Origin of the sequence: Novosphingobium kaempferiae, assembly GCF_021227995.1 — a bacterium.
Taxonomy (GTDB): Bacteria; Pseudomonadota; Alphaproteobacteria; order Sphingomonadales; family Sphingomonadaceae; genus Novosphingobium; species Novosphingobium kaempferiae.
In genome coordinates this window covers 110,472-122,789 of sequence record NZ_CP089301.1, presented here as the reverse complement: position 1 = coordinate 122,789, position 12,318 = coordinate 110,472, and the positions used below count along the sequence as shown (strand labels likewise).

General features: G+C 67.3%; 14 protein-coding genes. 4 read left to right on the top strand and 10 right to left on the bottom strand.

The genetic code is table 11. The annotated features are described in order from the left end of the window. Positions 1-10 precede the first annotated feature (10 nt). Entirely contained in the window at positions 11-628 is a 618-nt protein-coding gene (locus LO787_RS00625; RefSeq protein WP_232493963.1) for a hypothetical protein, read from the top strand. A 702-nt stretch (positions 629-1,330) separates the two neighbouring features. Here the strand turns inward: LO787_RS00625 and rsmD are convergent. Together rsmD and LO787_RS00615 are read right to left on the bottom strand one after the other, a co-directional pair. Next, entirely contained in the window at positions 1,331-1,888 is a 558-nt protein-coding gene (gene rsmD, locus LO787_RS00620; RefSeq protein WP_232493962.1) for a 16S rRNA (guanine(966)-N(2))-methyltransferase RsmD, read from the bottom strand. After that, entirely contained in the window at positions 1,885-3,225 is a 1,341-nt protein-coding gene (locus LO787_RS00615; RefSeq protein WP_232493961.1) for a pseudouridine synthase, read from the bottom strand. The genes rsmD and LO787_RS00615 overlap by 4 nt, the downstream gene beginning before the upstream one ends. 97 nt (positions 3,226-3,322) lie before the next feature. Here LO787_RS00615 and LO787_RS00610 point away from each other — a divergent pair, with 97 nt between their 5' ends. Beyond that, positions 3,323-4,642 carry an AmpG family muropeptide MFS transporter gene (locus tag LO787_RS00610; RefSeq protein ID WP_232493960.1) on the top strand — a complete coding sequence of 440 codons (1,320 nt, stop codon included), beginning with the start codon at positions 3,323-3,325 and terminating at the stop codon, positions 4,640-4,642. 7 nt (positions 4,643-4,649) lie between these two features. Here the strand turns inward: LO787_RS00610 and LO787_RS00605 are convergent, their stop codons facing one another. The 4 genes from LO787_RS00605 to trpB are packed head-to-tail and all read right to left on the bottom strand — an operon-like array spanning position 4,650 to position 8,276. Further along, a complete protein-coding gene (locus LO787_RS00605; RefSeq protein WP_232493959.1) occupies positions 4,650-5,963 on the bottom strand; it encodes a bifunctional folylpolyglutamate synthase/dihydrofolate synthase in 1,314 nt (437 codons plus the stop codon). Positions 5,964-6,001: 38 nt separating this feature from the next. After that, entirely contained in the window at positions 6,002-6,778 is a 777-nt protein-coding gene (gene trpA / locus LO787_RS00600; RefSeq protein WP_232493958.1) for a tryptophan synthase subunit alpha, read from the bottom strand. Next, complete coding sequence (locus tag LO787_RS00595; protein ID WP_232493957.1) at positions 6,778-7,029, bottom strand: hypothetical protein; 252 nt, start codon at positions 7,027-7,029, stop codon at positions 6,778-6,780. The genes trpA and LO787_RS00595 overlap by 1 nt, the downstream gene beginning before the upstream one ends. Further along, on the bottom strand, positions 7,026-8,276 hold the full coding sequence (gene trpB / locus LO787_RS00590) for a tryptophan synthase subunit beta (RefSeq protein ID WP_232493956.1): 1,251 nt from the start codon (positions 8,274-8,276) through the stop codon (positions 7,026-7,028). Before trpB ends, LO787_RS00595 begins: the two co-directional genes overlap by 4 nt. Positions 8,277-8,581: 305 nt before the next feature. On the opposite strand from trpB, the gene LO787_RS00585 reads away from it, so the two are divergent. Next, positions 8,582-9,049, top strand: a complete 468-nt coding sequence (locus tag LO787_RS00585) for an outer membrane beta-barrel protein (protein WP_232493955.1) — start codon at positions 8,582-8,584, stop codon at positions 9,047-9,049. Positions 9,050-9,123: 74 nt separating this feature from the next. Here the strand turns inward: LO787_RS00585 and LO787_RS00580 are convergent, their stop codons facing one another. Continuing rightward, a complete protein-coding gene (locus tag LO787_RS00580) occupies positions 9,124-9,768 on the bottom strand; it encodes a phosphoribosylanthranilate isomerase (protein ID WP_232493954.1) in 645 nt (214 codons plus the stop codon). Between the two features lie 74 nt (positions 9,769-9,842). On the opposite strand from LO787_RS00580, the gene LO787_RS00575 reads away from it, so the two are divergent. Next, positions 9,843-10,241: a DUF4019 domain-containing protein gene (locus LO787_RS00575; protein ID WP_232493953.1), complete on the top strand. Its 399-nt coding sequence runs from the start codon at positions 9,843-9,845 to the stop codon at positions 10,239-10,241. On the opposite strand, the gene LO787_RS00570 is transcribed toward LO787_RS00575, so the two are convergent. From LO787_RS00570 to LO787_RS00560, 3 genes are all read right to left on the bottom strand, one after another. Beyond that, positions 10,238-10,981 carry an SIMPL domain-containing protein gene (locus LO787_RS00570; protein WP_232493952.1) on the bottom strand — a complete coding sequence of 248 codons (744 nt, stop codon included), beginning with the start codon at positions 10,979-10,981 and terminating at the stop codon, positions 10,238-10,240. The two genes, LO787_RS00575 and LO787_RS00570, sit on opposite strands and share 4 nt — an antisense overlap. A 290-nt stretch (positions 10,982-11,271) precedes the next feature. Continuing rightward, a complete protein-coding gene (gene pyrF, locus LO787_RS00565; RefSeq protein ID WP_232493951.1) occupies positions 11,272-11,949 on the bottom strand; it encodes an orotidine-5'-phosphate decarboxylase in 678 nt (225 codons plus the stop codon). After that, on the bottom strand, positions 11,946-12,278 hold the full coding sequence (locus LO787_RS00560) for a LapA family protein (RefSeq protein WP_232493950.1): 333 nt from the start codon (positions 12,276-12,278) through the stop codon (positions 11,946-11,948). Before LO787_RS00560 ends, pyrF begins: the two co-directional genes overlap by 4 nt. Positions 12,279-12,318: the final 40 nt, after the last annotated feature.

Genomic DNA, 12,318 nt, shown 5'->3' with positions numbered 1-12,318 from the left:
AGAGTGAGAAATGCGTAACATGCTGCTGCTCGCCGGCTCCGCCGCGCTGGGCCTGACGGTGATTCCCGCCGCCATCCATGCCCAGAGCGCCCCTGCCGACCCCGCGACCACCGAAATGCCGACCCCGCCGCCGACGCCTGCTGCTCCCACCACCGCGCCGACATTGACCACCGAACAACAGGCGATGTTCGATACGTGGACCCCGGCGCAGAAGGCCGACTACGAAAGCTGGCCCAACGATTACAAGGTCTACTACTGGACGCTGAATACCGACCAGCAGAAGGGCTACTGGGCGCTCACCGCCGACCAGCGTGGCCAGATCTACAAGATGACGCCGGAACAGCGCCAGATGGCGTGGAATTCGGTGATCCAGCAGATGAAGGGCGAAACGCCCGCGACGCCTGCCGGGCAGGCCAATCCTCCGGGACCGGGCGTACCCACGGCGGGGGTGCCCGATCCGAAGACCGCCAACCAGGCCGCGCGTCCAGCCATGCCTGCGGACGAGAACTATCAGGGCGGTCCCTACAAGGGCGCACTGACCCCGCCGCCTGCGACCGCGATGGGCAAGGACTATCCGCGTTGCAGCAAGACTGTCACCGACAGTTGCCGCAATCGCGGGGGTGTGTAGGCGGAGCAATTCCTCCCCGAGCTTGTCTCGGGGAGGTGGAAGCGCGAAGCGCTGACGGAGGGGGATTGGCGCAAGGTTCTCCCCCTCCACCACCGCCTGCGGCGGCGGTCCCCCTCCCCGAGACAAGCTCGGGGAGGAATTGGCGTTACCCGCACCCACACTTCGTCATTGCGAGCGCAGCGAAGCAATCCAGCGGCATAGAGCTTCGCTGGATTGCTTCGCTGCGCTCGCAATGACGAACGTTTGGGCCGGACACACGAAAACGCCCGCTGGCGAGTGCGGGCCTAACGCCGGGGGAAGAAACGCGAGGATCCGAGAGTGAACATCGGGTCGGCGTCGTGAGCGTCCGGACGGGACGCGGGGGTTTGTTTCCACAGCGCGTTGCGAATGGCCGGGTAGGTGCGGAGTGCAGCCCGGCTCGACCTGTATTCCATCGGACCTGTCCGGTATGACCGACGTTGGGGCTCGCGTCGGTATCGGTCATGGGACTTCCGGGAGAGCCGCTCCCAGGCCGAGATACTCGGTTGGGGGAACGGCCGGGCCAGAGCCTAGAGGACGGTCCGGGTCTTCGATGGACACCGTGGTGCGTAGCTACGGCTTGATACCGCATCCCGGCCCACGACGCCGACCCGATACACCGCCGAACCCTTGTACGTCAGACCCGGCGGATGCTGGGCCATATAACCTATTTGGCGATATTTGTCAAGCTGTGCGGCGCAGCAGGTGCAGCCGGGCCTTGCCGACATCGCGCGTGGCGTCGGCCTCGAAGCCCTTGATCGAGACGTTCTCGCCCTTGGCGGTTTCCAGGCTCACCCAGGTGCCTTCGCCGATCCAGCCGAGCCGGGCCAGCTTGTCCACCGCCACCGCGCCTGCGCCGGTGTCGTAAGGCGGGTCGAGTAGCACCAGATCCAGCGGCTCCTTCGCCGCGCCCAACGACAGGACCGAGGATGCCCGCACATCGCTGCGGGTCTGCGCCTGCAGGTTGGCGATGTTCCTGCGGATGGCGCGGATCGCTGCGGCGTCCTGATCGACGAACAGGCAATGTGCTGCCCCGCGCGACAGGGCCTCCAGCCCCAGCGCGCCGGACCCGGCGAACAGGTCCGCGACCTTCAGCCCCTCGAAGTCGCCGAGGCGGCTGACGAGCATGGAGAACAGCGTCTCACGGGTGCGGTTCGCCGTCGGCCGCGTGGTGTCACCCTCTGGCGCGGCGAGCTTGCGGCCGCGCCACTCGCCCGCGACGATGCGCAGGTTTGCGCTCATGCTCCGGTCTTTCCGCCCTGGCCGCCCTGACCCGTGGCGAGGCTGCGCCGGAAGTTGTCGAGATCACGCTGCGAAATCTCGCCGGCCATGCCCTTGGGCAGATCGCCGAGGCGGAACGGGCCGTAGGCCGTGCGCAGCAGGCGGCTGACCTGCAGGCCGAGGGCCTCCAGAACGCGGCGGACCTCGCGGTTCTTGCCTTCGGTCAGCGTCATCTCGATCCACTGGTTGCGCCCGGTGCGGCGCTCCATGTTGGCGTCGATCTTGCCGTAGATCACACCGTCGACCTCGATGCCCTCCATCAGGTCTTCGAGCTGCGCCTGCGTGATGTCGCCGAAAGTGCGCGCGCGGTAGGTGCGCGGCACGCCGGTGGCGGGCAGTTCCAGCTGGCGCTTGAACTCGCCGTCGTTGGTCAGCAGCAGCAGACCCTCGGTGTTGAGGTCGAGGCGGCCGATCGGCATCACGCGCCCGGTGCCCGGGGGCAGGGCGTTGCGCAGCGCGGTGTAGATCGTCGGGCGACCGGCGGGATCGCGCTCGGCGGTGATGAGACCGGCGGGCTTGTGGAAGAGGAACAGGCGGGTGCCTTCCGCCTCGGCCACCGGGTTGTCATCCACCGTAACGCCGCGCAGCGACGTCAGCACGGTCGAGGGCGTCTCGATCACCGCACCGTCCAGCTTGACGCGGCCCTCGATGATCAGGCGCTCCACCTCGCGGCGGCTGGCGATGCCGGCGCGGGCGAGCAGCTTGGCGATGCGATCGCCTTCGCGTGCGGGGAGCGAGGGATCCTTTGGCGTCGGCGCGGCGGCGCGCGGTGCGGGGCCCGGTCGGGTATTGGGCCGGGGAGCGCGTGCTTCACCGCGAGAATCGGAGCGGGGCCCACGGAACGGACCATCGCGATAGCCGTCACGGCCAGCGTCACGGGCGCCATCACGGGCAGGGCCACGGCGGGGCGCACCGTCGCGCGTCGTCGCGCTGCGCGGGGCAGGGCCATCGCGGCGTTCGGCCGGTCGCTCGCCGCGACGTTCGGTTCGGTCGCCACCACGCGGCTCGGCGCTGCGAGGTGCGCCATCGCGTGCAGGCGCGCGGCGAGGCTTGCCGCCGCGCAGTTCCTCGCGGAAATCCTCGCGGCTGCCGATACGCGGCGCATCCCGCCGCGTCCCGTCGCGATGCGTGGCCCCGCGCTGGGAGCGGCTGCCACCGTCGCCGTCGCGCGGCGCGCTTCCCCTCGGACCGCCACGGGGGGCGCTGCCGCGTCCGCTGTCGCGTGAGCCGCCACCGGCTCCACCACGGGAGGGGCCGCCGCGGCCGGGGCCGCCTGATCTGCTGGGAGGTTTGGACATTCGAGCGCCCATACCTGTTGATCGCCTCTTCATCCAGCCTTCCCTTCGCGAAACCGCCCGCTAAGTTGCGATCCGGTTCGCATTGCAGGAGACAGGCGTGGACGCCGTTAGCACCGATGAGCGTCGCGGCGTCTGGGCCTCGATCAAACCTTATACCGAGAAGGAGTCGATCGCGGCCTTCATGCTGGGGCTGTCCTCGGGCTTTCCCTATGCGATGATCGGCGCGACGCTGACGACGCGACTGGCGCAGGACGGGATCGACAAGAAGACCGTCACCGCCTTCACGCTGGCGTTCCTGGTCTACAACCTCAAGATATTCTGGGCCTGGATCATCGACGGCGTTCACCTGCCGGTGCTGCATCGCATGGGCCAGCGCGTGTCGTGGATGCTGGTCTGCGGCGTGGCCGTGATTGCCGCCGTGCTGAACCTCGCGATGGTGGACCCGGCGGCGGACATCGGCGCGACCGTGCTGGCCGCCGTGCTGGTGGGCGTCGCGGGCGCGAGCTTCGACATCGTGATCGACGCCTACCGCATCGAGACGCTCAAGCCCTACCAACTCGGCACCGGGTCGGGGATGAGCCAGTACGGCTGGCGCATCGGCTCGGCAGGCGCGGGTGCGCTCGCGCTGGTGCTGTCGGCGCGCTACGGCTGGGGCGCGGGCTATGCGGCCTGCGCGATCTTCGCGCTGCCTGCCATGCTGACCGCGCTGGTATTGGGCGAACCGGAACGACGCAAGGTCGTGGTCGAGAAGAAGGGCCTCGCCGAAGTCTGGTCCTCGATCGCCGGGCCTTTCGCCGAGTTCTTCCGCCGCAACGGTGCGTTCCTCGTCCTGCTGTTCATCCTCGTCCACAAGATCGGTGACACGCTGGCGAACCTGACGTTCCGCCTGCTGTTCGACGACCTTGGCTTCAGCAATGACGAGATCGCGATCTACGATATCGGGCTGGGCTTTTGGGCCTACATGATCGGCGTGTTTATCGGCGGCGTCGCTTATGCGCGGTTGGGGCTCAAGCGCTCGGTCATGCTCTCGCTGGTGCTGATGGGCGTTTCCAACCTCAGCTTCGCTGCACTGGCTGCGGCGGGGCACAGCAACTGGGGCATGGCGGGCGCCATCGGGTTCGAGAACATTGCTTCGGGCTACGGCGGCGTGGTGGTGATCGCCTATTTCTCGGCCCTGTGCGACTTGCGCTATACGGCAGCCCAGTATGCGCTGATCTCTGCGGGCGCGAGCGTCGTCGGCAGGCTGGCGACCGGTACCACGGCGGGCGCGCTGATCGAGGCGATGGGCTACGTGAACTTCTACCTGCTCACCACGGTGCTGTCGCTGCCGGGCATCGCGCTGTTCTGGTGGCTGAGCCGCACCGGGCTGGTCGATCAGGCACTAGGGTCAGCGGGCGAGGTCGGGGCTGACGAATAGGACGTCGTCAGTCCGGCAGTTCTCCGTTCGTGCCCAGAACTGCGCCCGCCAGATAGAGCGATCCCGCAATCAGCACCGCGCGAGGCTGGCGCTTCTCCAGTTCGCGCAGGGCGCTAGCCACGTCCGGGGCGGTCGAGGTTTCGCCCCAGCCTGCGAAGGCTTCCGGCGCGTGGTGATCGTGGCCGGGCACGGGAACCAGCGTCACGCTCTCTACCAGCGGATGCAGCGGATCGAGCAGCGCGCCGGGATCCTTGCCCGCGATCATGCCGAGGATGAGGTGCGGGGCGATCTCGCGTTCGCGCAGGAACTTCTCCAGCGCCAGCCCCGCATCGCGGTTGTGTCCGCCGTCGAGCCAGACCGGCGTGCCGGGGACGATGCGGGTGAGGGGGCCGTCGCCCAGAAGCTGCATCCGGGCAGGCCAATGCGCGCTGCGGATGCCCTCGGCGTAGGCTTGCGGGTCGATCCGCAGCACGTCCTGCGCGCGCAGCATGGCGACGGCGAGCGCGGCGTTGTCGGCCTGATGCGCGCCGGGCATTTCGGGCAGGGGCAGCGTGAGCGATCCGTTACGATCCTCGAACCAGATGGCGTCGCGGGTGGCCTGCGCCTTCCATGCCTCGTCGCGGGAAGCGAGGGGCACGTCCTCCGATGCCGCGAGCGACTGGAGGAACGCGGCGACGGCCTGCGGATAGGCCTGTGTCACGAGCGGAACATGCGAACGGCGGATGCCTGCCTTCTCGAAGGCGATGCGGGTGAGCGGTTCCACCGGCGTGCCGTCCTCGGGCGCGAGGAGGAAGCGCTCGTGGTCGATGCCGAGCGTCGCGATGCCGCAGACCAGCGGCGCGGGCAGCACGTTGGTGGCATCGAACCGGCCGCCGAGGCCGACCTCGATTACGCACACATCCGCCGGGTGACGCGCGAAGGCGAGGAAGCTGGCGGCGATGGTCGTCTCGAAGAAGCTGACTTCGAGGCCCTGCGCAGCGTCCAGCACTTCGGCCAACAGGCTGGCAAGTTCATCGTCGCCGACAAGCTCGCCCGCGACGCGGATGCGTTCGTTGTAGCGCACCAGATGCGGGCTGGTGATCGCGTGGACCTTGTAGCCCTGTGCCTCAAGGATCGCGCGCAGGAAGGCGCAGGTCGATCCCTTGCCATTGGTCCCCGCGACGTGGAAGGCGGGCGGAATACGCAAATGCGGGTCGCCAAGGCGCGACAGCAATTCGCGAATCGCTTCCAGCCCGATGCGCCCTTGCGGCAGCGACAGGGCAGCAAGGCGATCCAGCTGCGCCTGGACGGCAGGTGCGTCCGACACGGCGAAATCCTTCATGGCATCCTCTCGAGCTTGTCGAAGCCCTTACGCGGAGCTTATCGGGCCGAATGGACCGCCTGTGCAAGCGATGCGGTGTAGTCCTGCAACGGACCCGGCGCAGCGTCACCGTACTGCTTGACGATGTCGATGAAGGCCGAGCCCACCACGACGCCGTCCGCGACCTTGGCGATGGCGGCGGCCTGTTCGGGCGTGCGCACGCCAAAGCCGACCGCGACGGGAATGTCGCTGGCAGCCTTGAGCCGTGCCACCGCCTCCTCGATCGATCCCTGCGCAGCCTGCTGCATGCCGGTGATGCCTGCGACCGAGACATAGTAGAGGAAGCCCGAGGAGCCCTCCAGCACCTTGGGCAGTCGCGCCGCGTCGGTGGTCGGGGTGGCGAGGCGGATGAGCGATACACCCTTTTCGCGCAGGGCAGGGCCAAGCGCGGCGTCTTCCTCGCTGGGAATGTCGACGCAGATCACGCCGTCGACGCCCGCCTTCGCGCATTCCTCGGCGAACCATTCGGGGCCGCGGATGGTCATCGGGTTGGCGTAGCCCATCAGCACCAGCGGCACGTTGGGATGGCGCTGGCGGAACTCGGTGGCGATGCGGAAGATGTCCGCCGTGCGCGTGCCCTTGGCGAGCGCGCGCAGGTTCGCTTCCTGAATCGCCGGGCCGTCCGCCATGGGATCGGTGAAGGGCATGCCCAGTTCGATCACGTCGGCGCCGCCCGCGACGAGCGCGTCGAGGTTCGATGCGGTGTCGCCGTCGCCCCCAGTGATGAAGCAGACGAGCGCGGGGCCTTTGGCGAAAGCGTTTGCGAAGCGGGTCATCAGGAGAACAGCGTCTTTCCGGAATAGCGGAGAATGGCGGCGGTCAGGCCGATGTAGACTGCAAGATAGGCAAGGCTGACGCCGATGTCGGTCCAACTGCCCCGGAACGCGAAGGCCCAGTAGTAGCCCGCGCCCGAAAGGTCGAATGACCGTGCCCTGACGAGGTCGGCGAGAACCCTGATTGCCGGGAACACCGCCATCCAGAGCACGGCGGCGTCGATCAGCGACCGCTGCCACCCACCCTTTTTCAAAGCTCGACCCCCAGCGCCTCGGCCACCGTGAAGATGTCCTTGTCGCCCCGACCCGAGACGTTGACGACGAGCAGCTTGTCCTCGTCCAGCTCGGCCGTCAGTTGCGGCAGCGCGGCGAGGGCGTGGGCGCTTTCCAGCGCCGGGATGATGCCTTCCAGCGCGCAGCAGAGCTGGAACGCTTCGAGCGCCTCGTTGTCGGTGATCGGCACGTAGCGCACGCGGCCTGCCTCATGCAGCCACGAATGCTCGGGGCCGAGGCCGGGATAGTCGAGACCGGCGCTGATCGAGTGGGCCTCGGTGATCTGGCCGTCCTCGTCCTGCAGCAGGTAGGTCTTGTTACCGTGGAGGATGCCCGGACGCCCGCCCATCAGCGAGGCGGCGTGTTGGCCGCTCTCGATGCCGTGACCGGCGGCCTCGATGCCGACCATCGCCACTTCGGCGTCGTCGAGGAAGGGGTGGAACATGCCGATCGCATTCGATCCGCCACCCACGGCGGCCACCAGCATGTCGGGCAGGCGGCCCTCGGCCTCCACAATCTGCTCGCGCGTTTCGGTGCCGATCACGCTCTGGAAGTCGCGGACGAGTTCCGGGTACGGGTGCGGGCCGGCGGCGGTGCCGATGATGTAGAAGGTGTCATGGACGTTGGCGACCCAGTCGCGCAGCGCCTCGTTCATCGCGTCCTTGAGCGTCTCCGCGCCGCTGGTGACGGGACGGACTTCCGCGCCGAGCAGTTTCATGCGGAAGACGTTGGGCTTCTGCCGCTCCACGTCCTTGGCGCCCATGAAGATCGTGCAGGGCAGGCCGAAGCGCGCCGCGACGGTGGCGGTGGCGACGCCGTGCTGGCCTGCGCCGGTCTCCGCGATGATCCGCGTCTTGCCCATGCGCATGGCGAGCAGGATCTGGCCGATGCAGTTGTTGATCTTGTGCGCGCCGGTGTGATTCAGGTCTTCGCGCTTGAAGTAGATCTTCGGACCCTTCCCGGCAGGCGCGAGCTTGCGGAAATGCTCGGTGATGCGCGGCGCGGGGTAGAGCGGGCTCGGGCGGCCGACGAAAGTCTTGAGCAGGTCGTCGAACTGCGCCTGGAACGCGGGATCCTGTTTCGCTCCGCGGTACTCCTTCTCCAGATCGAGAATGAGCGGCATCAGCGTCTCGGCGACGTAGCGCCCGCCGAACTGGCCGAAGTGGCCCGACTCGTCGGGGTACGAACGCAGCGAATTGGGCGAATTCACAGGGGTCTGAGCGGTCATGACACCGGCGCTTGGCAGAGCCCTTGGCGGTTGTCCAGCCGCCTTAGGGGCAGGGGCTGAGTTTGGATGAAATGGCGCGGAAAACCGAGCGCGCCTTCATGCGCATGGTAACCGCCTGACGGACATTCAATTGCAAACAATGCAACTGGAATGCGTCAAAAGCACCATAGTGGTCGTAAGTGGCAGTTTTGTGACGTTTTGAACGATTCCAAGAATTTACCGTTCATCTGGCTGCAAGGTGGTGGGTTCCAGCGGCGGGTCTCCCGGTGAGGGCCGGGATCGCAGGAATACTGGAGTTATAAAATATGCGTATTGCACTTGTTTCGCTCGCCGCGGTTGCTGCCGTGGCCGCTGCCACTCCCGCTCTGGCCAACGAAGCACGCGTCGAAGCACGCGGCGGCGTGATCTGGAACGGTAGCGACAGCGAAGCAACGGCTGGTGTCGCTGCAGGCTACGACTACGACCTGGGCGACAAGCTTTTCGTGGGTGTGCAGGGTTCGGCTGACAAGATCCTGACCGACAACACCCGCGTTTCGTGGGGTGCCGGCGGCCGCGTCGGCGTCAAGGTTCTCCCCGGCACCAAGGCCTATGCGCTGGCTGACTGGCAGTCGAAGAACACCCGCTACGGCAACAGCGCCGTGGGCGTCGGTGGCGGCATCCAGCAGGACGTCGGCTCGCGCTACTACGTGAAGGCCGAATACCAGCACCTGCTGGTCGGCGACAACACCCCCGACGCGGACCGTGGCCTCGTGGGCGTGGGCGTCAAGTTCTGATCCAAGGGATCTGATCGCTGCGTAACAGCAGCGTAAGCCAGGGAAGGGGCGGTCCGGAAGGGCCGCCCCTTTCTTCATGAGGCAGATCGTACAGCCGCGCAGAAAGCGGCGATGCGGGCCTCGTCCTTGACGCCGGGCGCGCTTTCCACGCCGGAGGATGTGTCCACCAGCAGCGCGCCGGTCAGCCGGATCGCTTCTGCCACGTTGCCGGGCTCCAGCCCTCCGGCGAGGCCCCAGGCCAGCGGTCCCTTCCAGTTGGCGACGAGGCTCCAGTCGAAGCTGAGCCCCATGCCGCCCGGCAGGGCGCCCTTGGGCGTCTTGGCGTCGAACAGGATGAGGTCCGCCGCTCCGGCATAGGCATCGGCGCGCGCAACGTCGGCTGCGGTGGCGACCGAGAGCGCCTTCCACACCGGAATACCGAAGCGCGCGCGAAGCTGCGCGGCTCGCTCGGGCGTTTCGGAACCGTGGAGTTGCAGGGCATCCAGCTTCGCCGCACCGACCGCATCGCCCAGCAGCGCGTCGTCGGCATCGACGAACAGGCCGACGCGACCGATCCGGCCCGCCACGCGCTCGGACAACCGTGCCGCTTCGGCCGGGCTGACCGCGCGGGGGCTCTTCGCGAAGAAAACCAAGCCGATGTACGCGGCGCGCGCGCGGATCGCGGCTTCGAGGGCATCGCCCGTGCTGATACCGCAAATCTTGATCGCCGCTGTTGGCATATGCGCGCCTTGCCCTAAAGCTGCGGTCCCGCACCGTTCAGGGGACGCAAGTGAATCGACTGGGCCGCTATCTAATGCCAATCGCCGCCGCGGCAATGCTCGGCGGGTGCGAGATCAAGGAGTCGATCCGGCAGGCGGATGCGGAAGTCGTGCAATTCCACCGCGAACTCGACGCAGGGCACTCGCAGGAGATCTGGGAAGCCACCGGCCCCGACATGCGCGAGGCGACCACGCGCAAGGATTTCGTGGCCATGCTGGACGCGGTGCATCGCAAGCTGGGCAACGTGAAGTCGAGCAAGCAGGTCGGCTGGAACAGCAATTCGGGCACCGGCGGCAGCTTCATGACCGTCACCAACGAGACGGTCTTCGAGCGTGGGCACGGCACCGAGCAGTTCGTCTTCCGACATGGAGAAGCCGACAAGCTCGCGCTTGTCGGCTATCATATCCAGTCGAACGAGATGATGGTGAATTAGGGCGCGAGTTCGAACTGCACGGTCACGTTGACGTTCATCTCAAGCTCGCCGGCGGCGACCGGCGGGGCGGCGGCCATGTCCATCGCGGCCTTGCGCACGTACATCACCGGCTGCGGCGAATAACCGCCGCTTTCGCTGATCGAGACGATGCGTGCGACGCGAAGGCCCGATGCCTTGGCATAAAGGTCGGCGCGGGTGCGGGCGGACTTCATCGCCTCGACACGGGCCTCGTCCATCGCCGCCTCCGGCTCGGAAAGCTGGAAGTTCGGGCCGTTCACCTGGTTTGCACCCGCCGTCACCAGTGCGTCGATGACCTTGCCCATGTCGCCCAGCTTGCGCTGGCGGACCGAGACGGTGTTGTTCGTCTGGTAGCCGACGATCTTTTGCGGGCCGTCCTCGTAGTTGCCGTCAGGCAGGCGCTTGGGCTGGGCGTAGACCGGGCTGACGCTGAGGTTGCTGGTCTGCACGTCCTTGTCGGCGATGCCCGCCTTCTTCAGCGCGGCGATGACCTTGGTCATCTGCGCCGAATTGGCCGAAAGCGCCTCGCTGGCGGTGGCGCCCTGCGTGGTCACGCCCGCGCTGTAGCTGGCAAGGTCGGGCTCGCGCGTGGAGGAACCCTGCGCGGTGACGGTCAGCATCGTGTGCCCCGCCTCGATGGCGGGCGCGGGGGCCTGCTGCGCGAAGGCGGCAGGGGCGGACGCGGCCATGGCGGTGGCGGCAAGCAGGCTCAGGGTCTTCATGTGGGGTCGCACTCCCGGGGGTTGTTCGATGCCAACGATCTGGCTTTCGGGAGGTTGCGAAGGGCTGAACGGTGAAGTGTGCTGTGGTTAAGGTGAAAGGCAGCGTGACGGGAGGGGTTTACCACCCCTGCACCCCGTAGACCGTCGAAGTCACGCGCGCGGCTTCGTCATGCGCTGACGATGCGTCGGGAGACAGATTGCCTGCGGCGCAATCCAGGCGTGACGCAACTGCGCGCGCAACGCCGACAGTCCGGGGTCTGGGGCAATGGCCCCAGATTTCCCTTTTCTTCTTAGAGAGTGGCCTCGATCGCCCGTGCAGCAGCGAGCGGATCCTCGGCGCGACTGATCGGGCGCCCGATCACGAGCACGCTGGCGCCCGCGTCACGGGCTTCGCGAGGGGTGACGGTGCGCTTCTGGTCGCCGACCTTGCCGTCTGCCGGGCGCAGGCCGGGCACGACGAAGTAGCCGTCCTTCCATTGCTTGTGGACCGCGCCGACTTCGTGGCCGGAGCAGACGATGCCGTCGAGGCCCGCGGAGTGGGCGAGGTCGGCGAGGCGCAGCGCCTGGTCGAAAGGGTTGGCGCCGACGCCGATGGCGTTGAGGTCATCGCCGTCGAGGCTGGTGAGTACGGTGACGGCCACGACCTTGCAGTTCTCTCCGGCGGCGGCCTTGGCGTCTTCCATCATCGCGCGTCCGCCTGCGGCATGGACGGTGACGATGGAGGGCTGGAGAACGTGGATCGCCTGCATCGCGCCCGCCACGGTGTTGGGGATGTCGTGCAGCTTGAGGTCGAGGAAGATCGGCAGGCCGACCTTGTGCAGTTCGTGGACGCCGTGATGGCCGTGTGCGCAGAAGAATTCGAGGCCCAGCTTGATCCCGCCGACGTGCCCCGCAACCTTGCGTGCCAGCGCCTCGGCGGCGTCCAGACGGGGGAGGTCGAGGGCGAGGTAGACGGGATTGTGGTTCATGATTTCTCGATTTCCGACGGCGTTTCGAGCGGCGTGACGACCGGCTCCGGGGTGGCGAGTGACGGCGCGGACGTGGCGCGCAGCGAATTTTCGAGGCTGGCGATGCGGCGGTTGAGCCTCCAGCGCACCGCGCGCAGGTAAGCCCAGACGGGCAGCATGCCGAGCCCGAAGAACAGTAGCGCGACGACGCCGACCGGCCATTCGAAGTGGATGTAGTTGCCGTCCGACAAAGGCCAGAAATTCACCGGCACCTTGGTCCAGTTCATCGCGATGAACGCGACGAGTACGGCCGTGAGCACGATCCACGCAATGGTGCGGATGACCTGCATTGTTCCTCCTGCTTCCCCCCGCGGGAGCGGGCGATGCTAG

Bases quoted from the DNA above. Each gene is read 5' to 3' on its own strand.
- LO787_RS00625 (WP_232493963.1), top strand. From the start codon at position 11: ATGCGTAACATGCTGCTGCTCGCCGGCTCCGCCGCGCTGGGCCTGACG.
- LO787_RS00605 (WP_232493959.1), bottom strand. From the start codon at position 5,963: ATGAAGGATTTCGCCGTGTCGGACGCACCTGCCGTCCAGGCGCAGCTG.
- pyrF (WP_232493951.1), bottom strand. From the start codon at position 11,949: ATGAACCACAATCCCGTCTACCTCGCCCTCGACCTCCCCCGTCTGGAC.
- trpB (WP_232493956.1), bottom strand. From the start codon at position 8,276: ATGACCGCTCAGACCCCTGTGAATTCGCCCAATTCGCTGCGTTCGTAC.
- rsmD (WP_232493962.1), bottom strand. From the start codon at position 1,888: ATGAGCGCAAACCTGCGCATCGTCGCGGGCGAGTGGCGCGGCCGCAAG.
- LO787_RS00585 (WP_232493955.1), top strand. From the start codon at position 8,582: ATGCGTATTGCACTTGTTTCGCTCGCCGCGGTTGCTGCCGTGGCCGCT.
- trpA (WP_232493958.1), bottom strand. From the start codon at position 6,778: ATGACCCGCTTCGCAAACGCTTTCGCCAAAGGCCCCGCGCTCGTCTGC.
- LO787_RS00615 (WP_232493961.1), bottom strand. From the start codon at position 3,225: ATGTCCAAACCTCCCAGCAGATCAGGCGGCCCCGGCCGCGGCGGCCCC.
- LO787_RS00575 (WP_232493953.1), top strand. From the start codon at position 9,843: ATGCCAATCGCCGCCGCGGCAATGCTCGGCGGGTGCGAGATCAAGGAG.
- LO787_RS00580 (WP_232493954.1), bottom strand. From the start codon at position 9,768: ATGCCAACAGCGGCGATCAAGATTTGCGGTATCAGCACGGGCGATGCC.
- LO787_RS00560 (WP_232493950.1), bottom strand. From the start codon at position 12,278: ATGCAGGTCATCCGCACCATTGCGTGGATCGTGCTCACGGCCGTACTC.
- LO787_RS00570 (WP_232493952.1), bottom strand. From the start codon at position 10,981: ATGAAGACCCTGAGCCTGCTTGCCGCCACCGCCATGGCCGCGTCCGCC.